Origin of the sequence: Pseudomonas sp. PSPC3-2 (genome assembly GCF_049897085.1) — a bacterium.
Lineage (GTDB): Bacteria > Pseudomonadota > Gammaproteobacteria > Pseudomonadales > Pseudomonadaceae > Aquipseudomonas > Aquipseudomonas paraveronii.
Genome location: NZ_JAFCVO010000019.1, coordinates 60631 through 83578 on the forward strand (window position 1 = coordinate 60631; position 22948 = coordinate 83578).

Consider the following 22948-nt stretch of genomic DNA (forward strand, 5'->3'; position numbering starts at 1 on the left):
GCGGCATCGACAAAAACTCGCCCACCGGAAAACGACCCGCCACGGAGTATTTTCTATGTCGCTGATTCACCTTCCCAACACGGTTTCTGCATCAGAAGTGGTGCAGTGCTTGCGCGAGCACGGCTACGCGATCATTGACAAACTCGTGCCCGGCACCGCTATGGATCGCATCGCCGAAGAACTCGAACCCTACACGGCGGTGACGTCCTTTGGGCCAGACGGCATTCTCGGTAGGCGGACCAAACGCACCGGCGGCCTAATTGCGCGATCTATAGGGGCGCGTGAGTTGATCCTCAATCCTACTATTCTCGAGACTACACGGCGCTTTCTCTCTCACGCTACGACGTTTCAGATCCATTGCACTCAGATCGTATCCATTCATCCGGGTGCAAGAGCACAGACGCTGCATCAAGACGAAGTAGCCTGGGATATGTTCCCCTTTCCCAACGACTATCACGTGCAATGCAACACCCTATGGGCCATGACCGACTACTCCGAGAAGATGGGCGCCACGCGCATCGTACCGGGCAGTCACCGAGCGGGGCGCAGCGTCGAGTTTGAGATTGCGGCCAGCCTCCCTGCCGAGATGGAAAAGGGATCGGTGCTCGTCTACGACGGAAAGGTGTACCACGGCGGCGGAGCCAATCGTTCCAGCCAAGTCCGGTCGGCCATCAACCTGACTTATGCGCTCGGCTGGCTTCGGCAAGAGGAGAACCAGTTCCTGTCCTGTCCGCTCGAAATTGCCCGTACGCTGCCGGACGAATTGCTGCGTCTTATGGGCTATCAGTGCGGAGCGTTCGCCTTGGGCTATGTCCACGGGTTCGAGGATCCGATGACTGTGTTGGGACGGGGTCAACCTGGCAAACTCGTGGGCGCGGAGTTGATGCTGAAAGCCGAGCAGAACGAAGATCGCAGGTCTTTCCTGCGGGAAGCAAAATTCGATTGAGGAATGTTTAGGAAGCCAGAATGGATGTCCTTGGTTAGATTATTCGATTCAAAGTCAATCTTAGTGAACAATTATACGTCTTTAAGACTGCCGTCAGGCTGAGCTATACCCTAACCTGATGTCAGGCTTCCAGAGCTCAGTCTGGCAGGTTAGAGTTTCAAGTGAAATTTATTGAAACCTGCTAACAAAAATCACAGATTTCAGCCTGACACAATTGACGTATCTTGATCTATCCCTGACGACGCAACCTCAGCTTTGTGCGTTGGTTGGTCTCTCGGCAGCAGCACACACTTCAGAGTGAGCGTCTTCATCAAAAAAGAACACATATGCCATCGATCAAATCAACACTTATCGCCGGTGCCGAGCCGTAGGCTGGAACTCTATATTGCAGGTCCAGGAAAAAATGGGGACACGCCCCGGATAGTCGCTGAAGTTTATGGTTTTTGAGGTCGAATACGACCGAAAGAAATATTACGGCTACTGGACGGAGGTAGAGATAAAGGGAGGTGAGCCGCATATGACCTTGGTCGGCCAGACAGCCGTTGAAGCACTGTCCAATCTGCCGTTAGGCCATAATGACTCGCTGATCTTCCAGGAGTTAAAGCTTGGTTCTACACCACTCCGGAACAAGGTCAAAGCGACGCTTAAACGTCCACCGGCCAATTCAAAAACCTGGTTTACCGGTGATATGCAAAGTGAGCTGGATGGCCATCTGGCCCAGCAAACCGACAGAGGCTTGTTACTGGCCGGACAGGCTCTGGAGAGTCTGCGTCAACAACGGCGGATCTTACCAACACTGATCGTGGTTGATCGGGCCTGTTCCGAAGCCGTGGCGCGAGCCAACAGGAGGGTCTACCGTGCCTTGATCGAGCCGCGGAATCAACAAGCTGAGGCGGCAACAGCACTTGGTTGACCTGACTAGATCAGTCACCGTTGAAACCGAATTCGCGGCATATGATGGAGCAATCTTCCAACTGGTGGCCTTGCCAGGGCTTCAGGCGGCGGATGCGGTGACAACAATCGTGATCCTGTTTCTTCTCGCTCGGGTGGTGCTGCCTCTGCGGGTCCTCGGGGGTGTCGGATATTCAATGATCGCAACGGGGGCATTCATCAGCGCCCTAAGTCCGAGTCTGCTCGGCTATGTGCTGGGTTTCCTGTTGATCGCAGGCTTCGACAAAATGTTCAACGTCTACATACGCACTATCCGGCAGCGGGTGATACCGCCTCAGGACTTCGGCAAGACGGTAGGTGTGATCACGCTGCTGAACAACATGTCCCAGCCTCTGGCAGGTTTACTGGTGGCTTTGTTAGCTGCGCCCTTGGGCACCCAGACCGTAATCCTGATTTTGGCCGTGTTAACGACTATTCTTGGGGCATTTGCTATGTGGTGGTTCGCAAAGGCTCGCAGCCCATCCCCGAGCTTGATTCTCGAAGCTGACCAAGAAGCCGGAAAATAGAAAGTTGCGTCGGCAGGCTTGTAAGCATATTCCAAGGAAGCATACGGATCATGTCCGCAAAGAAGAGTCTGCCGGTTCGAACTCATGATCGCCGCCGAACGTTTACAGCATAACGACCACTCTCGGCCTCACTGGTCAAGTCCATGCAATTACGCATGTGGGGGCTTGCCCGCTCCCACATTAGGCTTGGCGTCAACCTTTCAGCGCTGCATCTGCCCGAAATGACCGGAGTGAAAATCAGCAAACGCCTGATGGATTTCCTGCTCGGTATTCATCACGAACGGCCCATGGCCGACGATCGGCTCGTCGATCGGCTCACCGCTGAGCAGCAGCACCCTGGCGTCGTCGCTGGGCTCCAGGGACAGTTGCGTGCCGTCGCGCTCAAACAGTGCCAATTGCCCCTGGCGCGCGATTTCTGCGCCATTGACCAGCACCGTACCGCGCAAGATCACCAGCGCGGTGTTGCGTCCGGCGTGCAAATCCAGGGTCAGCGCCTTGCCGGCGTTGAGGCGCAGGTCCCACACGTCGATCGGCGTGAAGGTGCGTGCCGGGCCTTTTGTGCCCGCGAACTCACCGGCAATCAGGCGCAGCTGGCCGGCCTCATTGGCCAGCGGCAGCAACGGAATATCGCCGTCGACAATCGTCTGGTAGCCGGCGTCGGCCATTTTGTCCTTGGCCGGCAGGTTGACCCACAGTTGCACCATCTCCAGCACTCCGCCGCGACGGGCGAAGGCTTCGGAGTGGAACTCTTCGTGGAGGATGCCCTTGGCGGCGGTCATCCATTGCACGTCGCCGGGGCCGATTGTGCCGCCGGCCCCGGTGGAGTCGCGGTGTTCGACTTCGCCGTCGTAGACGATGGTCACGGTTTCAAAGCCACGATGCGGGTGCTGGCCGACGCCGCGACGTTGTGCAGTCGGGGTGAAATCGGCCGGGCCGGCGTGATCCAACAACAAAAATGGGCTGATGTGCTTGCCCAGGGAGTCGTAGGAAAACAGCGTGCGCACCGGAAAACCGTCGCCGACCCAATGGGCGCTGGGGCTGGTGTAGATGCCGATGAGTTTCTTCATGGTGTACCTCCAAAGTGCCTACACCCTAAGCCCCTCGATCCCGGGGTACTAGCCGGTAAACGCGACCTTGTTCGTTCTATGCATAGGACAATCAGCAGGTCCTCACAGAACGTTCCCTGGGAACCTCAAGTCAGCGCTTCGCCAACTCCATGATCATACGGCTCAACAAATAAATGCGCGGCGCCACACTCCCCACCTCCGCATATTCCTCGGGCGTGTGGATATTCCCACCGACAATCCCAAACCCATCCAGGGTCGGCGTTCCTACCCCGGCCGACAAACTCGCATCCGCCGCGCCGCCACTGCCTTCAATGGTCAGCGTGCGCCCCAGCTCGCCATAAATGCCTTGGGCAATCGCCACCAATTTGTCCGATTCCGGCGTCTGTGGCATCGGCGGCAGACCGCGCAGCAGGCTGGTCGTCACTTGCGTCTCGGGGATCAACTTGTTGGCCGATACCCGCGCCAGGTCTTTCTCGATGCGGTCGAACTCTTCCGGCAACGCCGCACGCACATCGGCCTTGGCCGTCGCCTGGTCAGGAATCACGTTGACGCGATCACCGGCCTGAAGCACGGTGAAGTTGATGGTGGTTTTCTTTTCTGCATCGCCCAGTTGGCCCAGTTGCAGGATCTGGTGGGCAGCTTCCATCGCGGCGTTGCGCCCCAGTTCCGGGGCGACGCCGGCGTGAGCGGCTTTGCCTTTGACTTCGACCACCGCAGTGGCGCTGCCTTTGCGCCAGACCACCAGGCCATCCGCCGGGCGACCGGGCTCGAGATTCAAGGTCACGTCGTGGGCCTTGGCGGTTTTGCGGATCAGCGCTGAGGCGGCGTCGGAACCGGTTTCTTCGCTGGCGTCGAGCAGGAAGGTGATCTGCGCGTAGTCCGTGAAGCCCTGGTTTTTCAGGACTTTCAGCGCATAGAGACCGGCGACGATACCGCCCTTGTCATCCATCACACCGGGGCCGTAGGCGCGACCGTCCTTGATGTGGAACGGACGTGCGGCGGCCGAGCCTTCTTTGAATACGGTGTCCATGTGGGCCATCAACAGGATGTTGGCCTTGCCGGTGCCTTTGAGGGTGGCGATCACATGGCTGCTGTTGGCCGCAGCATCCGGCACGCGTTCGATGCTGAAGCCCAGCTGTTTGAGCTCATCGACGGCGATGTCGCTGACCTGGGTCAGGCCCGGCCCGTAGCCGGAACCCGAGTCGATGTTGACCAGGCGCTCGAGCAATTTCAGCGCGTCGGCCTGGTACTGTTCGGCAGCCGCCTGGATCTGTGTGTGGGGTTCGGCGCTGTAGGCCGGGAGCGCGAAGGACACGGCCAGGGTCGCGGCCAAAAGAGTACGGGGGAAGGTGAAGAGCATCAATCGATCCTTGTTTTTATTGGAAGGGAACGCCACACCCTACCCCACTAGACCGACCTCAACCAAGGGCCCTGCACCGCGCTGACCCGGTTGCGCCCGCTGCTCTTGGCTTCGTATAACGCCTGGTCGGCATCGTTGAGCCAACTGGTGGCATCGGCATGCCCGGGCTGATAAGGCGCCAGGCCGATGCTCAAGCTGGCACGCAGGGTCGGGTCCTCGGCATAGGCCAGCGCATTGAAGCGATCACGCAGGGCATCCATGACTTCCGTGGCCCGATTGAGCGGCACGCCCGGCAGGATCACGCGGAACTCATCACCGCCGTAGCGCCCGGCCAGGTCAGTGGCGCGCAGGTTCTGGCGCAGTACTTTACTGAGCTGGCGCAGGACGATATCGCCAGTGACATGGCCGTAGGTGTCGTTGATCACTTTGAAGTGATCGATGTCGATCAGGGCAATGACCGCGCCCAGTGGCTCGCGGTGACAGCGTTGGAACTCGATGTCCAGATGGTCCTTCCACGCGCCATGGTTGAGCAGGCCGGACAAGCTGTCGGTGCGACTCAGGGCCAGTAGCTCGCGCTTGTGCCCGGCCAGGCTCACGGCCTGGCGATAGCAAATCCAGCCCAGGGCCAGCGGATACAGCATCAGGATCGGCAAACAGGCGTACAGCTGCGCCTGGGTGGTCATGCTGATGAACGCCGGGGTGAAGATCAGCAGCGACACGCCGACGCCCAACGCCTGCGCCACCCAGCCCGCCAGCATGAAACGGGTACCCCCGATGGCCACATTATTCATGGTCATCATCGACAGGGTGGTGACGCTGGGCAGTGGGTTGAAGTGCATGGCGCCGACCCAGAAGCCGCCGCAAAACGAATCGAACAGCAGGTTGCGCCGCTCACAACGCAATGTGTTGGCGTTACGGCGCGACCATTGATAAGCCAGATGCGGCCAGACAAAGCCGTTGATCACCATCAAAACCCACACCCACGACGGTGGGTTGAGCGGATACATGCCGAACGCCACGCAGGCAAAGCCAAGCATCAGCCCCAACGTGCGGGATTTGTACAAGCGGGTAGCGAGCGGAACTCCATTTCCTCCGGAGGCTGGCATGGTGGAGTGCGATCCTGAGTGAGTGCCTGGAGTCTATCAGGGCAACGTCATATCGCCACTACCGCTCATACACTCTCCGTCGTCAGTCGGAAAAGCCCCGTGCCAGCATCCCGGCGACGCCCAGTAGCAGCAGCGCCGTAATTCGTTGTAGCCATACCCGCCGCCGAGGGTTTTCCAGTACAGGTTTGATGCGCTGGCCGAAATAGCCATACAGGCAGCCGCTGGCAAATTGCAGCACCAGGAAGGTCAGCCCGAGGATGGCGATGTCCGTCATCGAGTTGTGCTCCCCGGCCCCAGCGAATTGTGGGAACACGGCGCTGAACATAACGATCGCCTTGGGGTTGGAAAACCCGGTCAGCAAGCCCTTGCCGAACAGGCTGCGCCCGCCTTCCACGGCAACGACCGCGCCGCTGGACACGCCGCTGCCGGTCCACTGTTTGTAGGCCAAGTAGAGGATGTAGGCGACGCCGACCATCTGGATACTCTGGGTGATCGCGAGGTTGCCTTTGATCAATTCCGAGAAGCCCACGGCAAAGATCAGGATGGAGATCAGGTACGCCACACTGGCGCCGATCTGCGCCGGGATCGAGCTGCGCAGGCCGTCCTTCAAGCCCAGGCTCAGCAGCAGCAAGGTCATGGGGCCGGGGCTGAACGTCACGGTGGCGCAAAACAACAGAAAGTAGAGGAACGAAGAGAGGGTCAGCGCGGTTGTCATGGCCTTGGACCTTGGGAAGACAGCCAGAAAGTGGCCAGATGGTCGGCAGTCTAGGGCAGCGGCATTGCACAAGGCAGGTAAAGTCGTGCCTAATCCAGCCCTACTTCACCGGTAAAATCACCAGCAAAGACAAGGATGCCGCATGTTTGTATCCGCCATCGCCTTTCGGGCAGGCTCACCCAAGGTGCAGCAAATCGTCGAGGCGTTCAGCCAGGCGATCGAGAACGGCGAATGGGCGCCCGGCAGCAAGTTGCCGTCGGTGCGTGAACTGGCCCAGACCCTGGGCGTCAGCAAGTTCACCCTCAACGAAGCCCTGGACCGCCTGCGCGGACGCAACCTGCTGACGTCGAGCCAGGGTCGCGGCTACTTTGTGGCGACGGACACCGCCCGCCCCGCGTCGTCGAGCTGGGTCGACCTGTTGCCCCAGGACCTGCTCAGTGTCCTGCGCCGGCCCTTGGTCAGCGTCAATGGCGAATGGCGCCCCGGTGGCGGGCATTTACCGGAGCAATGGCTGGACAGCGAAACGCTGCGCCAAGCCATGCGCAGCGTGGTGCGCGCGCCGTCGCTGCGCCTTGCCGGGATGGGCACGCCGGCCGGGTTATTGCCCTTGCGCCAGGCGTTGCAACATAAGCTGCATGCCGAAGGGCTGTCGGTGCCCGTAGAGCAAATCATCACCACCCCCAACACCCTGCAAGGCCTGGACATGCTCATGCGCCTGCTCGCCCGCCCGGGCGACACGGTGCTGCTCGACGCGCCCTGCTACTTCAACTTCCACGCCAACCTGGCCCTGCACGGGGTCAAGGTGGTGACGATCGAGCGTCGCCCCGATGGCTTCGATTTCGCCGCACTCGAGCAGTTACTGGCTGAACATCGCCCCAGCCTGTACCTCACCACCAGCGTGTTGCATAACCCGACCGGGCATTCTTTCAGCCCCAACCAGGCGTTTCGCCTGCTGCAACTGACCCGGCAGTACCACTGCCATATCATCGAGGATGACCTCTACGGCGACCTGCACCCCAACCCGCCACCGCGCTTGGCCGCCGTCGCAGGGCTGGACCAGGTCACCTACCTGTCGGGCTTCTCGAAAATCCTCAGCGCCAACACCCGCGTCAGCTACGTGGTGGCCGCGCCGCAACTGGCGGCCAACCTGACCCATATGAAGTTGATGAGCGGCGGCGTGACCTCGGAGCTGTTCGAGCAGATCGTCTATCGCCTGCTCAGCGAAGGCAGTTACGCCCGGCACCGCAAACGCATGGTGCAGCACTTGCTGGAGGCCGGCGGGCGTGTCGAACAATGGCTCAAGCGCTGCGGCTGCCAATTGCCGATGGCGTATGAAGGCGGCATGTTCATCTGGGCCCGCCTGCCGCCGGGGGTGAACGGTGAGCAGTTGGCCCAGGAGGCTTTGAAGCAAAGCATGGTGCTAGCGCCGGGGGCGTTGTTCGGCTACGACCCGGCACTGCGTGACTCGATGCGTTTCAACGTGGCCCACAGTGATGGGCCAGGGGTACAGCAAGCCTTCGAAACGCTGCTGCTCAAGGCCGTGCGCGACCGTTGAGCATGCCGTGATCAACATTAAGCGTCTATCGACGATGCGCCAACGACCTCACGCAGCGATCCCCCAGGCTTTGCACGCCCTGCACGAGCACCACTAACACCACCACCGTCACCACCATGATCTGGTTGTTGAAACGCTGGTAGCCGTAACGAATCGCCAAGTCGCCCAAACCACCGCCACCGATCACCCCGGCCATGGATGAAAAGCCGATCAGCATCACCAGGGTCAGCGTGACCCCGGCCACCAGCGCCGGCAAGGCTTCGGGCAGCAGCACCTTGAAAATCACATGCCGGATATCGCCGCCCATCGCCACGATCGCCTCGATGCGGCCCGTGTCCACTTCGTCCAGGGCGGCCTCGACAATGCGTGCGAAAAATGGAAAAGCGCCAATGGTGATCGGCACCACGGCGGCCGTGCTGCCCAAGGTGGTGCCGACAATCAGGCGGGTCAGCGGAATCAACGCGATCAACATCACCACAAACGGCAACGAACGCCCCAGGTTGATCACCGCGCCCAACGCACGGTTGAGCCGTGGCAGCGGGAACAGCCCACCCGCGCGGCTGATAAACAGCAACACGCCCAGCGGCAGGCCGATCAATAAGGTGAACAGCCCCGCCAGCAGCACCATGTAGAGGGTTTCGCCGGTGGCGTTGAGCAGCAGTTGGAGCACCTCATTCCAGTCGGTTTTCATACAGCCCTCACCCCTTGCAGGCTGGGCGCCAGCGAGCGGCCCAGGCGCGATGACGGGTCGGCCTGCAGTTGCAGCAGCGTGCCGCTTTCCACCACACGCCCCGCCGCCAGGGATACCGCGCTGTCGCAGATCGCCTTGACCACCTCCAGCTCATGGGTGATCAACACGATGGTCACCCCGAGTTGCCGGTTGATGTCGCGCAACAGCGCCAGGATCGAGGCGGTGGTTTCCGGGTCTAGGGCGCTGGTGGCTTCATCCGACAGCAGATACGCCGGGCGCGCGGCCAGTGCGCGGGCGATGCCGACGCGCTGCTTTTGCCCACCGGAAAGTTGCGCAGGAAACGCCACCGCCTTGTCGCTCAAGCCAACCAACGCCAGCAACTCCGCCACCCGCACGGCACGCTCGGCCTTGGGCAGCCCGGCAATCTCCAACGGCACCGCAACGTTATCCGCCACATTGCGCGAGTGCAGCAGGTTGAACCCCTGAAAGATCATGCCGATGCGCTGGCGTTGCTGGCGCAGCGCCTTATCCGTTAACCGGGTCAAGTCCTGGCCATCGATGAGGATGCGCCCGGACGTCGGCCGCTCCAACAGGTTAAGGCAGCGCAGCAAGGTGCTTTTACCCGCGCCGCTGCGGCCGACGATGCCGAAGATCGAGCCGTCGGCGATCTGCAGCGACACGTTATCCAGCGCCGCCGGCTGGCCGTCGGCGTAGGTTTTGCTAACGCCCTCGACGACGATCATTCGAGCGCCACCGGGATCACCGAACCGGCATAGTTCTCGCTGATGAACTTGGCCACCGCCGGCGAGCGCAGGTCCTTGGCCAGTTGCTGGATGCGTGGGTCCTGCGCCAGTTTGGGCGTGGTCACCAGAATATTCGCGTAAGGGTTGCCCTGGGCCTTTTCCAGCCCCAGCGCATCCTTGGCCGGTTGCAGCCCGGCTTCAAGGGCGAAGTTGCCATTGATCACCGCCAGGTCGACATCCTCCAGCGCCCGGGGAATTTGCGGCGATTCGATTTCCAGGATCTTCAGGTGCTTGGGGTTCTCGGCAATGTCCTTGGGCGTGGCCTGGTCCTTGGACGCATCGTTGAAGCCCGGCTTTAGGGTGATCAGGCCATTGGCTTGCAACAGGTACAGGGCGCGGCTGAGGTTGGTGACGTTATTCGGCACGGCGACGGTGCCGTTGTCGGGCACCTGGTCGAAACGGGTGTGGCGGTGCGAATAGATCCCCAACGGTTCGATATGCACGGTGGCCGCCACGACGAACTTCTGGCCGAGCGCCTGTTCCTGGGACTTGAGATACGGCAGGTGCTGGAAATAATTGGCGTCGACATCGCCATGGGCCAACAACTCATTGGAGTTCACGCCGCTGGGGATCTCGATAATGTTCAGCTTCAGGCTCGGGTCGAGCTTCTGCACGTATTCGAGGATTTGCGCGTGGGGAATCGGGTCGGCGGCGACGCGCAAGGCATCGGCGGCCGACACATTGAAAGCGGCCAGCAAGGCCGCCAGGGTAAGTGCGGATGTCTTCAACAGAGTGATCTCCTGCTCAGGCGGACAGAGCGTGGGGCAACGTGGCGTCGGCGTAGAAGCGCTGGGCGACATCCGGGTGGGAGCGCAGGCGGCCCTTGAGGTAGTTCCAGCCGACGTCGCGCAGCAACGGGTTGCGCGGATCGCTGGTGGGGCCGTGGGCATCGCGCAGCAGTTGGGGCGCGAGTTGGTACACCGGCACCACCGCATCCAGTTGCGCACCGAGGAAAAATGCCAGGGACAAGCGTTCGCTGCCCACCGGCGGCGACACTACGCGGTGGACCGTGGCACGCAGATAGCCGTTACTGGCCAGCTCCAGCAATTCGCCGATATTCACCACCAGCGTATCGGCGCGCGGCGCGGCATCGATCCAGCGGCCCTCCTCCACTTCTACCTGCAAACCGGCCTGCTGGTCTTGCAGCAGGAAACTCAGGAAGCCGGAGTCCTTGTGCGCGCCGACACCCTGGCGACTTTGCCCGGCATGGCGGCCGGGATAGAGGATCAGCTTGATATGTTCGTTGGGCGTGTCGCCGTAGAGCGCGTCGAACGCGTTCTCAGGCAGGGACAAGGCCTGGGCGAATGCACGTAGCAGGCGCAACGACATCTGGGTCATCGCGTGCTGCCAGGCCAACACCAAGGGCTTGAGCTCGGGCAACGCCGCCGGCCATTGATTGGGGCCTTGCAGGCGTGCCCAGGCCGCAGGGTGCTGATCGACGGCCAAGGGTTCGCGCTCAGCACCGACGTCGAACTGCTCACGCAGGTCCGGCCGGCCGCGGGTGATTTCCGAAGCTGCGCGGTTATAGCCGCGAAAGTGCGCGGAGTTGATCATGCCGACGGCCAGTTTTTCTGCCTCGGGCAAGGCGAAAAAGGCCCGCGCCTGCTGTTGCACCTGCGCCAGCAACGCCGGGGCGATACCGTGACCCGTAAGGTAGAAGAAGCCGATGTGCCGCGCGGCAAAACGCAGCTCATCAAGAAACGCGCCGCGCTGCGCCGGGCTGCCATCGAGCAGCGACAGGTCCAGCAGCGGCAAGGCGGTAATAGATTGCAGCATCGGCGGCTCACTCCATGAACGTCTTGTGGGAGCAACCAAGCTAAACGATCTTAAAAAACCTCAATAAATATCTTTTTTGCATTAGCTTAAGCAGTCGCTTCACCTGCGGGAGCGCTCACACAAGCGCGGAATCGACGGCACCGGGCAGGGGGTGGCGGAGCGGAGCCGTAGCGACATGGCGCTGGCTTCCCAGGTAAAACCCTGGAGTTTCAAGGGAATTAGGCGAGCCATCACCGGGCCACATTTATAGAGAAAACTAAATCACCTGATGCAAAAAAACCATTTGCCCTAAGATACTTATCGCACACTAACAATCTGTACTAGCATACGTGTACCTCCGCGCAACACCCCCCGCAACACCCCCCTCCCACCCCGCTATCGCCTTTAAAATCAAGTGATGAATGTTAAAATTTGTCACGTTTTGGCGTAGTCAATTCGATTAGTATCTAAACGCTAGCAGCGATTGAACTGTCGGCATTGCATGCCAGAAAAGGGAGTAGGTGATGCACTTTTCCAACGTCCTCGCTATTTCACGGACCGCGTCTAAAACCGAGGATTTTAGAGCGCTTATAGTTCGCACGGTACCAAATGATTTAAAAGTCGACACATGCAGCTACAGCCAACTAATCGACCACCAGGAAGACCACGCCGATTATCGCGCCATCATTATAGAAATCGATACTCCCTCTGCCAGCGGCCAAGCCCTGGACATCATAAAGAAGATCAGGACTAAAAATCCGGCCTGCCTCATAGTTGTTTTCGTTACCTTTGCCTCAACCCAAAGCAAAACCAAATATTATTTGGCCGGTGCGGATTACTGCCTAAAAGTCACACACACCGCGCCTGAGGAAAAATTTTGTTTAGTCGATGCGTTTCTCAATGAGACGTATCGTTTGAACTACTGCAAACTCATTCTGGACCAGGATCGGATGTGCATTTTCGGCAATGGCGAAAAACTCGAAATCTCCTTCGTCGAAATGAAAGTCCTCGAAGCCCTGATCCATAGTCGACTGCTCAGTCACGATGAGATCGCCGGGGTCATGGGGCTCAATACCAAATTCTACGATTCTCGAGCCCTGGAAAAATCCATCAGCCGTCTGCGCAGCAAAATAAAGGCTCGCTATGGCGAAAATGTCATTCAGAACATCCGTGGCTACGGCTACAAATTGAGCCGCGGGATTATTTCCGCCAATCATCTTCAGCCTCTCCAGGAGCGTGCGCATCGTGACTAGCGAAAAGACATCACCTGCTGAAATAGCTGAACTAAAGCTTTTCAGGCAAGCGATAGTTGAACGAAGTTACGCACTTTGGGGTAATGAGATCCGCATAACCAGCGAACGCAATCTGCTCAACCTTCCGGAGCACTTGCACCCGCTATATCGCATTCAACTTAAATGCGCCTACAGTGATGCCTTGTCGCGTTTCGAACGACGCACGACTACCAATATCCGTCATCTAGCACCCGCCTCTGCGCAGCCGGCGACTCATAAATTCCTGCAAATCGAGCAGTCGGCGCTTATGTACGAAGACACGCTCAAGGAACTTATCCAGGCCGCGCACACCCTGGAGACATATAAGCAACAACTCGTTATCAGTGTAGAAAATCCGTTGGATGCGCTCCCTGGCCCCACAGAACGCCGCGCGATGGTGCGTCAGCTTTATACCCTGAAAGACCGAAGTGGTATCAAGCTTGCCTACAATAACTACACACTCGATACAAAGCAGGCTGACCTGCTGATCGAATTAAAGCTCTATGACTACATAAAAATGCCGTTTCCGGATTCGGCCCTGCGATTGAGTCTGAACACGCGCTCCGATCTGTTCGACCGACTCTACGACCGCATGCTAGAGCTGATCAGCGCCACCCGAGTCTCGTTCATTGCGGATATGGTTGAGTTTTCTGACAGTGCGACGCTCGCTAAACGCTTACCTTTCAATTACTTTCAGGGCGGCTATTACTCGCCCGCTGAAAATCTGTAAAGTTCTACTCCCCTGACCACGGTGAACACTATGAGCGCACTTAAGAAACACCTGTCCACAGCAACGACTGCATTTATCGTGCTGCCCGACTTTGCGTCGAATACGGAGTTACTGTATGACGACATCGCTTGCCCGTCACGAGCGAACCCAGAAGAGCATCCCTCTACATCACCGGCAACAAGCACGCCATCGCTTGCCAAGCATTATTTCAATCAACGCTGCGCTAATTATCCGGCAATTGAAAAGTTCAACAACCCTCATATTGTATCGACGCCCGAGCCTTATAATAAATTGCAACCCTATAACAACCTTGACTTCAAGGTTCAGCTTCGCAGCGTCGACCGGCATCAAAAAACACTGAATACCTACACCGAAAAACCCGCGGCACACGCGCCCGACTTCTGGACACTGACACACCATGATCGAATGTTGGTCAAAGGTGGCCTACGCATTTCCTTGACCACGATTGAATCAGCACTTATCAAAAAAATGTTACACCATGAAGAACGCGTGGTAAGTAAAGAAGAACTTATTCGCAATATTGGTCGCGAACCTGAATTATACCGAGGCCTGGAAATGTGCCTCAGTCGACTTCAGGATAAATTCAGGCGCGTCAACGATGGCGAGCGTTTGTTCCGTTCGGTGAGAAACCGTGGCTATTGCTTGACACAGAAAATAAAAAACACCGTCGAGCTTTCTCAGCAATGCCGCTAAAAAACCAATAATAATCCGACACTCGATATTCTTGGCGTTAATGACGCCCTTATATCTGCCTTTTTATAACAATCTGCCCTCATCCAACAACGACTCAACTATTGCCATGCTCCTGTTATAAGTCGTCAGCTACTGCCCCCTGCCGTTGATTAATATCAATCTGTGCGCGCTTACGTGTGCCTGTCATTTGGCCGCTTTAACGCCACGTCTCGCTTAAGCCTGCCACCGCGAGTGGTCACCACTGGGAGCAGTAGTATGCTAAATAACCGAAGAATGCATCGTAACCTAACCCCCAAAGGTCTGACCTTTTGGGGACAGTGGACGCTGGCCTCAAGTTTGGTCGTCGCGCTGTTATTTGCATTGGTTATTTTAAAGACCGGCCAGCTCGAATATCACTATCGGGTATTGGCCGCCTTTAGTATATTGGCCTCGATCCCTGCCTATATGTTGTGTGATGTCTACAGTAAGAAAGATGATTACGCGGTGGGATTGGGCAGACTCTTCATGGGCTGGTTACTTACCCTGCTGATACTGATTGCCGTGGGCATCGCCTGCAATGCCAATGCGTTGTTCCCCATCGAAATCCTGCTGCTGTGGGCGGCAATCAGTTATGCCGTGCTGGCGCTCTGTTACATCCCCATCCACAGTCTTTCCCGCTATTACCACGGGCAACTTCACGAGCGGCATAAGTCGCTAATCATTGGCACCGGCAAACTTGCCGCCGACCTTGCGAACACACTGTCCCGGCAAAAACGCTCGCCGCTGGTCGGCCTCGTCGGTGCCACGGCAACCGCCTTCCCAGGCGTGCAATCGCAGATACTCGGCGAGCTGCCGGACCTGCCGCAGTTGATCAGGCAGCACGGTATCCGCAGGCTGTACATCACCCATTCGCTGCAGGAAGCCACCCACATCGAGGCGCTGTACATCAACCTGCTGGAGATCAGCGTGGACGTCATTTGGGTCCCCGACCTCAATAACATGCTGCTGCTCAATCACTGCGTGGCCGAGGTGGATGGCCTGCCGGCGATTTTCCTCAATGAAAGCCCGCTGACCAGCCGCCCGACCGCCGCACTGAGCAAGTCGCTGCTGGACAAAAGCCTGGCCTTGCTCGCGATCATCCTGCTGAGCCCACTGCTGTTGCTGTTCGCCGTGCTGATCAAACTGACCTCCCCCGGCCCGGTGATCTTCAAGCAGGACCGCCACGGCTGGAACGGTCAGGTGATCAAGGTGTGGAAATTCCGCTCGATGCGTGTGCATGACGACCAGGAGGTACGCCAGGCCAGCCGCCACGACTCGCGCATCACCCCCGTGGGGCGGTTCATGCGCCGCACGTCCATCGATGAACTGCCGCAGTTGTTCAATGTGCTGCAAGGGCACATGGCCCTGGTCGGTCCAAGGCCCCATGCGGTTGCGCACAACGACTACTACTCGGGGAAGATTCACGCGTACATGGCGCGCCACCGTATCAAGCCCGGCATCACAGGCCTGGCGCAGATCAACGGGTGCCGGGGCGAGACCGAGACCCTGGAGAAGATGCAAAAGCGCGTCGACATCGACCTGCGCTACATCAACACCTGGTCACTGTGGCTGGACATCAAGATCCTGCTAAAAACGCCGTTCACCCTGCTGTCCAAAGACATTTACTAAGACAAAAAAAGGGGGACTTCACGTCCCCCTTCCATGCCTATTCAGTGACTTTCTCGAAGTTCCGGTAGAACAGGTCACTGTCGCGGCCGTCGGTCATCGTATGCAGCGAATACGCGCGATTGAGCCGCGCACCACCATCGCGGGTCAGCGGCGCCCACACCAGGTTGGCGCGGCGCATCGTCGACAGGCTCATCAACTCATCGAACGGAATCGACAGGTAAAGGCCTTTGTCGAAGCTGCCTTCGCCAAAGGCTTCTTTTGACGCGGTGGTGCGGGTGACCCACGCGCCAATCCGCACGCCATTGTTGAATTCGCGCGACAGGTCCAGGGTGGCGCCCCAATCGCGGGCCAGGTAACGACCGACACTCAGCGCCCCCTGTGTATTGAACGGCAAGTCGGTGTAGCCGGTGATATGCCCCGTGACCGTGCGGTAGTCGCGCAGGCTGAAGTCCTGCTCGAATCCGCGCTGGCGCACGTAGTTCAGATCAGCGCCAAGCGCCCAGCGCTGGCCCATCGGCCGGTACAGCACTTCACTGCCGACACCGGCATACATCGACTCCAGTAATCCGCCATAGACCATGCCGTATAGATCCTGATCCAGTCGCACCGCATGGTTGAGCTGGAACGTCGGCAAGGTCACATCGGAGCTGGTCATGTACTTGCGCAGATCGGTACGCACGCGCGGCAAGCCGCTGGGGGCGTCGTAGGTGAAGCCATCGTAATTGTTCAGCAGGTTGACGCTGAGCAGGCCGCTCCACCAGGTGTTGCGGTTGAAGCGGTATTCGGCGTCGAGGTCGGCGGAAATCTGATACAGCAGGCCATCGGGCCCGCCGACGTTCTGCTTGTATCCCAGGCCGACGCCGTAGCTCAAGGGCTTGGGCGGTTGGGTGTAGAGCAGCGTTTGCGCCTGGGCGCTAGGCGGGTTGACTTCGGTCTGGCGACGCAGGGTCTGCAGTGTCTCGCGCTGGTTGACCACCTCGCGGAACGTCTCGCGGGGCACGCTGGTTTCTTCGATCGGCATGGCGTACCGCTCGCTCACCAGGGTGAACCAACTGATCTGGTCATTGACACTGTCGTCCAGGATACGGCTGGCGCGGCCCACGGCCTTGGCACTGTAGAGATAGCGTTGCTGCTCGCCATACACCAATAACTCTGGGCCGCGCTGGGCAATCCGTTCGACGTTATAGCCAGCGTTGTCCTGCAAACGCTTGGACACCGCGGCCCAATCCACCTGATCCATGGCGACGGTCGGCGCCTGGGCGGGCAGCGTGGGGGCTGGCGGGTCGTAGGTTTTGACCGGTGCCTTGCGGCTGACGAAATTGGTGTGCAGGGTGATACCGAACATCGCCGTGTTGCCGCGTTCCCAGGCGGCACTCACGTCGACGGCGTCGGCCACCGTGTAGACGAGCCCGAGGTTGAGCGGCGAGTCCTGGCGCTGGTTGTTGTTTCGGGGCTCGCGTTGGTAGTCGTTGCCCTCGTATTCCAGCTTGAGGCTCAACGGCGCCCAGGGGGTCTGGTAGGCGACGCCGCCAAACAGCGCGGGGCGGCCGCGGAAGTAGCCGTTGGAAAAGTTGCCGGAACCTTCGGCGGTAGGCCGCTCGTTGAACCGATCACTCAGCGCGCCCAACGGGTTGCCGAAATCGCCACGACTGCCCAGGTAGCCCCAGGCGATGCCCGCACTGAAATCGAATTCGCCATACCGCTTGTTGGCCACCAGGTACTCGCTGGAAAACAGCCCGGTGCCCCCCAGGTCGAGCATCCCCACTGCGACCTGGGGCAACCAGTGGCTTTCCTCGTAGAGGCGCACTTTGGCGTCGACGGCCTTGTCCTTGTAGCTCTGGCTGCCACTGAACGATTCGGCGCCATAAGGGCGGTTGGTGATGGCGGTGTAGCGAAAGGTGCCTTCGAGCCAGTCCAGCGGCTGCACGGAAAAACTGTAGCGACTGTAAGGTTCGGTGCGGTTGGCATTGACGCTGAGTTCGCCGGCCGGGGCCATGCGTGCGGTCGGGGTTTGCAACAGCCCGACCCCGCCAAAATCACTCTGGGTGTAACGCGGATCGCCATGCGCGACGCCACAGGGCACCAGCAGCACGGCTGCAATACATAATTTCAAGGCGTGACCTCAGCCAGGGGTTGGGTGGCAAGAAACTCGGCCAGTTGTTGGTTCAGTTCAGGCGTGGGCGGTTCCAGGTCGTCGCTGCGCAGCGGCACCAGCAATGTGCTGCCCGGTGCAGGCGCGGCAGCTGTCTCGCGGTTCCACGGGGCAATGCCCAGGCGCGTGACCTGGCCGTCGGGCTGGATCAGCCACACGTAGTCGAGATCGGCACCCGCCACCGCCGGGCATTCGTCGAGGTAGTCGCGCGCCGCCCGCATCGCTTGGAACGCCAAGGTGCAAGGGGCCGCGACGGCGCCCAGGACGCGCACGCTAGCGGGCCTGGCCGGGTAGATCAGTTGATCACCCTCGCTGACCCGCAGGTTGGGCGCAAAGCCGACCTCCACGGCCACCGGGTCCAGCACCGCGCGTTGCCGGCCGGTCACCGGCAAGGCCTGCACCTGTCGATAGACGCGCGCCGCGACGTCGGCCCTGCCGTCGCGCCCGGCGGCCAATGCGGCCTGACGCAACGTATCCAGGTCAAACAGCACGCCGGCTTTGAGCCGGGTCTGGGGCTCGATCAATGGCCGGTGCAGCCAGGCCGCCGCCAGCCAATAGCCCTGGGCATCCGGTTGTGACGCGGTGATCGCGTCGAGCAAGCGCGCCTCGGGTGGCAGGGTGATCGGCCCGGGGTGCAGGACTTGACCGCTCACCGTCATGGCGGCCTGGCAGGCACTGGCGCCGCTCCACAACAGCGCCAGCACCCAGCGTTTGCGAGCGGTCATCGGGCCTCCTGGCGGGCGGGTTGCAGTTGGGTGATTTTCAACGTGAGGCGGGGGCTGAGGTGCTGTTCGCTTTGCACGATGAAGCCGTCAGTGAGGTCGACCCAATAACGGTTGCGCGCACGAAAACCCAGGGCCTCGGCTTCGATGTCTTCATCGACGCGCAGCAAGGCGTAAGGCTTGTCGAGGATCTCGAGCGTCTCCATGCCCTCGCGGGTCAGGCGGCTGGTGACGGTGATGCCGACGCGATAGCCCTCCACCAGGTCGATCTGCCGGCTGCTGCGGTAGCCGTCCGGCACGCGGTGCAGCCCCAGCTGGAACGGCGACTGCCCCTGCCAGCGCGTGCCATCCAGATCAGTACCGAGCCCGACGGTGCGCACTACCAGGCCATCGCGCATCAACAGCACCTGTTTGCCGGAGGCGACCCAGAACTGCAGGTCATCGCGCTGGCGAATCATCGCCATCACCCCTTCGCTGGACACCGTGGTCACTTTGATCTGGGGAAACGGCACGGCGTCCACCTGGGCCTGGCTCAGCGCCAATGGCGCAGGCCCGACGACGGCCGCCTTGAAGGTATCGAGCGAGGCCTGCATCAGTGGATTGCAGCCGCACAACAGCCATGCAAGACACACGTAAATACCGATTTTCACACTGTTCACGCAGGTTCCACCCTTATCGGCTGTTGGCTTCGCTCAGGTTGTTTTGGGTGGAAGCACCGGTGCCGATGATCGAGGCGGAAGGTAACAACTGACTGATGACCCGGTTCCAGCGAGTGATATTGGCGGGACCGACGAACACCACGTCCTGGGGCTGCACATCGAAGCGCGTGGCCAGGGCCATGGCCGCTGCGGAACCGGCTTGCAGATGGAAGACCTTGGCCGGTTGCGTGTCCAGGTTCTGCGCACCACGGATCACGTAGATCGCATCGGCGTTCGAGGTGTTCTGGTTGATGCCGCCCACCGAGCCCAACACGTCCGTGAGGTTCATGCTGCGTGTCTTGAAACTCAACGCGCGAGGCTGCATGACCTCGCCCATCACATAGATGCGCTTGCGGTCGTTGTAGGGCAGGTACAACTGGTCACCGTCCTTGAGGTAGATGTCGTTCAAGCGCGACGGGTTGAGATTCAACGTGTCGAGGTCGAGTGTGTAACGCTTGCCGTCGCGGGTCAGCGTCAGGTTCGAGAGGTCGGCATTGAGCGGATCGACGCCGGACACACCGATGGCCTCCATGACGCTCATTGGGATGGTGGTGATCGGTACAGGCCCGGCCTTGAGCACTGCCCCGGTGATCACCACTCGCTGGCTGGCAAACCGCAGCACACTGATATCGACCTGGGGGCTGTCGATGTACTGACGCAGCTTGTCGGTGATTTCGCTGCGCAGCGCCGCGAGGGTGCGGCCCTTGGCAACCACTTCGCCCACATAGGGGTAGAACAGATTGCCGTCGGGGTGGACCAGACGCCCGTTGGCATCGATTTGCTGCTGCGGGCCGGAAGGTGCGGTCAATTCCGGATGATCCCAAACCGTGATGTACAACGCGTCATTTGGGCCGATCAAATAGGGCGCGGGTTTATAATCGAGTAGTTCTTTGGGAAGCGCATAAGACACTTGAGTCGCCGCGTCCATGGCCAGCAACTTTGGCGTAATCGGGATCAACTCCACGCGACTGCTTTCTGCACCGTCGTCTTTGGTCATTGCGTCGATGTCCATGTATTGGCCGGGCGCAAACATGCAGCCTTGTAACAATGCGGAGGCCACGACCACCACAGAAAAAATACGCATCATAGTACTAAGACACTCACGATAAACGACAAGAAAAAAAGACTACTTGGGCGGGGTTTCCAAGCAGTCTTATAAAGCGGAAGGCGTTCTGTTAGTTGCCGGTACCGGTGGTACCCGTGGTGCCTGTAGTGCCTGTGGTAGTACCACCGTTGGAGCTGCCACCGCTGCTGGACGCGGCGGCAACGCCCGCGACCAGGGCCGCGCCGATCAGCAGGGTTTCCCCCACCGTCACAGAGCCGACCACCGCGGTACTCAGACCAAGCGGCAACTCGGCAGCCATGGCAGAAGTACTCAAGAGACTGAGCACAATAATAGCCAGTTGTTTTCTCATATCAGACTCCTTATCGATAGTGAGTATTCAGCAAACGAGCGTGTGCCACTGAAGTACGCCTTGATAGTGCCACTCAAGTAAACAGCGCACCAGCCATACTCCAGCCCGGCCATTACCCAGCAAGTTGAACGTATGCATTCGAAAATAACATTTCTCGACGCCAGCCCCCGTGTATCAACACATTGAGGTCGCGAAACTAACAAGGCTGGCAATTTAACACGGGGGAAAATGTTATTAATTGTCGGAAAGCCTCAGGCCCTGCCGTACTTGTCTTCAAAGCGCACAATATCGTCCTCGCCCAGATAGGAACCCGATTGCACCTCGATCAACTCCAACGCAATCACACCCGGGTTTTCCAGCGCATGCACCTGGCCAATCGGGATATAGGTCGACTGGTTTTCCGAGACCAGATACGTCTGCTCGCCATTGGTGACCTTGGCCGTACCGCTGACCACAATCCAGTGCTCTGCACGGTGATGATGCATCTGCACCGAGAGCTTGGCGCCGGGCTTCACGGTGATGCGCTTGACCTGGTAGCGGTGGCCGCTGTCGATGGCGTCATACATGCCCCAGGGCCGATAGACCTCACGATGATTGAGGTGTTCATGACGCCCGTCGCGCTTGAGTTGGTCGACAATGCCCTTGACCTGCTGCACCTGGTCCTTGTGCGCCACCAGCACCGCGTCCTTGGTTTCGACAATGATCAGGTCCTGCACGCCCACCGTGGCGACCAGGCGGCTGTCGGCGTTCACGTAGGTATCGCGGGTATCCAGTTGCAGCACATCGCCCTGCAGCACGTTGCCGCCGTCGGTCTTCTCGCTGGCTTCCCATAACGCCGACCAGGAGCCGATATCACTCCAACCGGCCTGCAACGGCACCATGATCGCGTCGCTGGTTTTTTCCATCACGGCATAATCGATGGAGTCGTCCGGGCAGGCGGCGAATAGCGCCTCATCGACCCGGGTGAACAACTGATCCTGGCTACCCGCAGCCAACGCCGCGCGACAGGCCGCGAGAATCGCCGGCTGAAAACGTGCCAAGGCGTCCAGGTAACGGCTGGCACGGAACATGAACATGCCGCTGTTCCAGTAATGATCGCCCCGCGCCACGTAGTCGGCAGCGGTGGCGGCGTCCGGCTTCTCGACGAAACGCTTCACGGCATAACCGCCCTCGCCCACCGCCGCGCCCTGTTCGATATAGCCATATCCGGTGTGCGCGCTGGTCGGCGTGATGCCGAACGTCACCAACTTGCCGGCCTCGGCCAGGGGCAGCGCCACCGCGAGGCTGGCATGAAACGCGGGAACATCTTCAATCAGATGATCCGCCGCCAGTACCAACAGGATCGGGTCATGGCACTCGTCGACCGCCTTGCAGGCCGCCAGCGCAATCGCCGGCGCCGTATTGCGCCCCATGGGTTCGAGCAGAATGCTCGCCTGCTCCATGCCCAGTTGACGCAATTGCTCGGCCACCAGAAAACGGTGCTGCTCATTGCAGATCACGTGCGGCAAGGCAACATCCGCGCCCTCCAGGCGGCCAATGGTCTGCTGCAACATCGACAGGCTTTTATGGGTCAGGCGCAAGAACTGCTTGGGGTTGAGTTGCCGCGAGAGCGGCCACAGGCGCGAACCCGAACCTCCCGCCAAGATCACCGGTAATAACATGAAGGCGTCCTTCGATAGAGGGTCAGAAATAGGCACGGGTGTTCTCGTGTACACGGGGGCTGTAGCGCAGCTCATCGAGCGACCACCAGCGGTAGTGCCGATGCTGCTCGGTGGGCGGTTCCAGCACCTGATCCTCGGCGAGGGTCAGGCAATAACTCAGCACCACATAGTGGGTGTCCGGGCCGCTCCCGGCGTTGGCGAAGACGCTGTCGTCGTAGAAGTGCTCGAACACGCCCAGCAGCTGCGCATCGGCGCGTTCAAAGGTACAGCCCAGTTCTTCGCGGGTCAGGCGGCGGAAGGCGTTGTCCAGGGTTTCGTTTTTCTGGATACGCCCACCAGGGACGAACCAGAAGCCATAGGCCGGCCGGTTGATCCGCAAGCCCAGCAGCGTATCGCCGCTGGGTTTGCTCACGACCAAGTCGATGGACACCAACGGCGTCGATGCCACGACCGTATTGAAGGTCGGTAAATCAAGCCACATAA

Annotated in this window: 21 protein-coding genes and 2 pseudogenes; 8 read left to right on the forward strand and 15 right to left on the reverse strand. The window is 59.6% G+C overall.

The annotated features are described in order from the left end of the window. Nucleotides 1–55: 55 nt before the first annotated feature. The 3 genes and pseudogenes from ACP7CJ_RS24555 to ACP7CJ_RS24565 form a co-directional block, all read left to right on the forward strand. A complete protein-coding gene (locus ACP7CJ_RS24555; RefSeq protein WP_426102425.1) occupies nt 56–946 on the forward strand; it encodes a phytanoyl-CoA dioxygenase family protein in 891 nt (296 codons plus the stop codon). A 712-nt stretch (nt 947–1658) separates the two neighbouring features. Further along, nucleotides 1659–1861, forward strand: a pseudogene (locus tag ACP7CJ_RS24560) (hypothetical protein); the annotation flags it as partial. 74 nt (nt 1862–1935) lie between these two features. Beyond that, a pseudogene (locus ACP7CJ_RS24565) lies at nt 1936–2403 on the forward strand (MFS transporter); the annotation flags it as partial. Nucleotides 2404–2603: 200 nt separating this feature from the next. Here the strand turns inward: ACP7CJ_RS24565 and ACP7CJ_RS24570 are convergent. The 4 genes from ACP7CJ_RS24570 to ACP7CJ_RS24585 all read right to left on the reverse strand — a co-directional run bounded on the left by ACP7CJ_RS24570 (nt 2604) and on the right by ACP7CJ_RS24585 (nt 6651). Then, complete coding sequence (locus ACP7CJ_RS24570; protein ID WP_426102427.1) at nt 2604–3470, reverse strand: pirin family protein; 867 nt, start codon at nt 3468–3470, stop codon at nt 2604–2606. 130 nt (nt 3471–3600) lie between these two features. Then, on the reverse strand, nt 3601–4830 hold the full coding sequence (locus tag ACP7CJ_RS24575; protein WP_276193478.1) for a M20/M25/M40 family metallo-hydrolase: 1230 nt from the start codon (nt 4828–4830) through the stop codon (nt 3601–3603). 47 nt (nt 4831–4877) lie between these two features. Continuing rightward, nucleotides 4878–5936 (reverse strand): diguanylate cyclase, encoded by a 1059-nt coding sequence (locus ACP7CJ_RS24580; protein WP_426102429.1) that lies wholly within the window; start codon nt 5934–5936, stop codon nt 4878–4880. A gap of 82 nt (nt 5937–6018) precedes the next feature. Next, a complete protein-coding gene (locus ACP7CJ_RS24585; RefSeq protein WP_426102431.1) occupies nt 6019–6651 on the reverse strand; it encodes a LysE family translocator in 633 nt (210 codons plus the stop codon). 142 nt (nt 6652–6793) lie between these two features. Between ACP7CJ_RS24585 and ACP7CJ_RS24590 the strand changes: the two genes are divergently transcribed. Beyond that, nucleotides 6794–8206: a PLP-dependent aminotransferase family protein gene (locus ACP7CJ_RS24590; protein WP_276193481.1), complete on the forward strand. Its 1413-nt coding sequence runs from the start codon at nt 6794–6796 to the stop codon at nt 8204–8206. A 25-nt stretch (nt 8207–8231) separates the two neighbouring features. Here the strand turns inward: ACP7CJ_RS24590 and ACP7CJ_RS24595 are convergent, their stop codons facing one another. From ACP7CJ_RS24595 to ACP7CJ_RS24610, 4 genes are read right to left on the reverse strand one after another with little or no spacing between them, the layout of a single operon-like run. Then, nucleotides 8232–8897, reverse strand: coding sequence for a methionine ABC transporter permease (locus ACP7CJ_RS24595; RefSeq protein WP_426102433.1), 666 nt, complete (start codon nt 8895–8897; stop codon nt 8232–8234). Next, nucleotides 8894–9640, reverse strand: a complete 747-nt coding sequence (locus tag ACP7CJ_RS24600; protein ID WP_426102435.1) for a methionine ABC transporter ATP-binding protein — start codon at nt 9638–9640, stop codon at nt 8894–8896. Before ACP7CJ_RS24600 ends, ACP7CJ_RS24595 begins: the two co-directional genes overlap by 4 nt. Then, nucleotides 9637–10431, reverse strand: a complete 795-nt coding sequence (locus tag ACP7CJ_RS24605; protein ID WP_426102487.1) for a MetQ/NlpA family ABC transporter substrate-binding protein — start codon at nt 10429–10431, stop codon at nt 9637–9639. The genes ACP7CJ_RS24600 and ACP7CJ_RS24605 overlap by 4 nt, the downstream gene beginning before the upstream one ends. Nucleotides 10432–10444: 13 nt before the next feature. Next, nucleotides 10445–11476: an isopenicillin N synthase family dioxygenase gene (locus ACP7CJ_RS24610; protein WP_426102437.1), complete on the reverse strand. Its 1032-nt coding sequence runs from the start codon at nt 11474–11476 to the stop codon at nt 10445–10447. A 503-nt stretch (nt 11477–11979) separates the two neighbouring features. Here ACP7CJ_RS24610 and ACP7CJ_RS24615 point away from each other — a divergent pair. From ACP7CJ_RS24615 to ACP7CJ_RS24630, 4 genes are all read left to right on the forward strand, one after another. After that, complete coding sequence (locus ACP7CJ_RS24615; protein ID WP_426102439.1) at nt 11980–12708, forward strand: winged helix-turn-helix domain-containing protein; 729 nt, start codon at nt 11980–11982, stop codon at nt 12706–12708. Then, nucleotides 12701–13456 (forward strand): hypothetical protein, encoded by a 756-nt coding sequence (locus ACP7CJ_RS24620; protein ID WP_426102441.1) that lies wholly within the window; start codon nt 12701–12703, stop codon nt 13454–13456. The genes ACP7CJ_RS24615 and ACP7CJ_RS24620 overlap by 8 nt, the downstream gene beginning before the upstream one ends. A gap of 30 nt (nt 13457–13486) precedes the next feature. Beyond that, nucleotides 13487–14170, forward strand: coding sequence for a winged helix-turn-helix domain-containing protein (locus ACP7CJ_RS24625; RefSeq protein ID WP_426102443.1), 684 nt, complete (start codon nt 13487–13489; stop codon nt 14168–14170). A gap of 255 nt (nt 14171–14425) precedes the next feature. Beyond that, a complete protein-coding gene (locus ACP7CJ_RS24630; protein WP_426102445.1) occupies nt 14426–15817 on the forward strand; it encodes an undecaprenyl-phosphate glucose phosphotransferase in 1392 nt (463 codons plus the stop codon). Nucleotides 15818–15854: 37 nt separating this feature from the next. Here ACP7CJ_RS24630 and ACP7CJ_RS24635 read toward each other — a convergent pair whose 3' ends face one another. From ACP7CJ_RS24635 to ACP7CJ_RS24665, 7 genes are all read right to left on the reverse strand, one after another. Continuing rightward, nucleotides 15855–17930 (reverse strand): YjbH domain-containing protein, encoded by a 2076-nt coding sequence (locus ACP7CJ_RS24635; RefSeq protein WP_276193491.1) that lies wholly within the window; start codon nt 17928–17930, stop codon nt 15855–15857. After that, nucleotides 17927–18694: a capsule biosynthesis GfcC family protein gene (locus ACP7CJ_RS24640; protein ID WP_276193493.1), complete on the reverse strand. Its 768-nt coding sequence runs from the start codon at nt 18692–18694 to the stop codon at nt 17927–17929. The genes ACP7CJ_RS24635 and ACP7CJ_RS24640 overlap by 4 nt, the downstream gene beginning before the upstream one ends. Continuing rightward, nucleotides 18691–19350 (reverse strand): YjbF family lipoprotein, encoded by a 660-nt coding sequence (locus ACP7CJ_RS24645; protein ID WP_426102447.1) that lies wholly within the window; start codon nt 19348–19350, stop codon nt 18691–18693. The genes ACP7CJ_RS24640 and ACP7CJ_RS24645 overlap by 4 nt, the downstream gene beginning before the upstream one ends. A gap of 13 nt (nt 19351–19363) precedes the next feature. Further along, nucleotides 19364–20476: a polysaccharide biosynthesis/export family protein gene (locus ACP7CJ_RS24650; protein WP_426102449.1), complete on the reverse strand. Its 1113-nt coding sequence runs from the start codon at nt 20474–20476 to the stop codon at nt 19364–19366. Nucleotides 20477–20564: 88 nt separating this feature from the next. Continuing rightward, nucleotides 20565–20804: a hypothetical protein gene (locus ACP7CJ_RS24655; protein WP_276193498.1), complete on the reverse strand. Its 240-nt coding sequence runs from the start codon at nt 20802–20804 to the stop codon at nt 20565–20567. Nucleotides 20805–21055: 251 nt separating this feature from the next. Beyond that, the gene (locus tag ACP7CJ_RS24660) at nt 21056–22465 is read right to left on the reverse strand and encodes a mannose-1-phosphate guanylyltransferase/mannose-6-phosphate isomerase (protein WP_276193499.1); all 1410 of its coding nucleotides are present in this window, start codon (nt 22463–22465) and stop codon (nt 21056–21058) included. Nucleotides 22466–22487: 22 nt separating this feature from the next. After that, on the reverse strand, nt 22488–22946 hold the full coding sequence (locus ACP7CJ_RS24665) for a GDP-mannose mannosyl hydrolase (RefSeq protein ID WP_276193500.1): 459 nt from the start codon (nt 22944–22946) through the stop codon (nt 22488–22490). Nucleotides 22947–22948 lie beyond the last annotated feature (2 nt).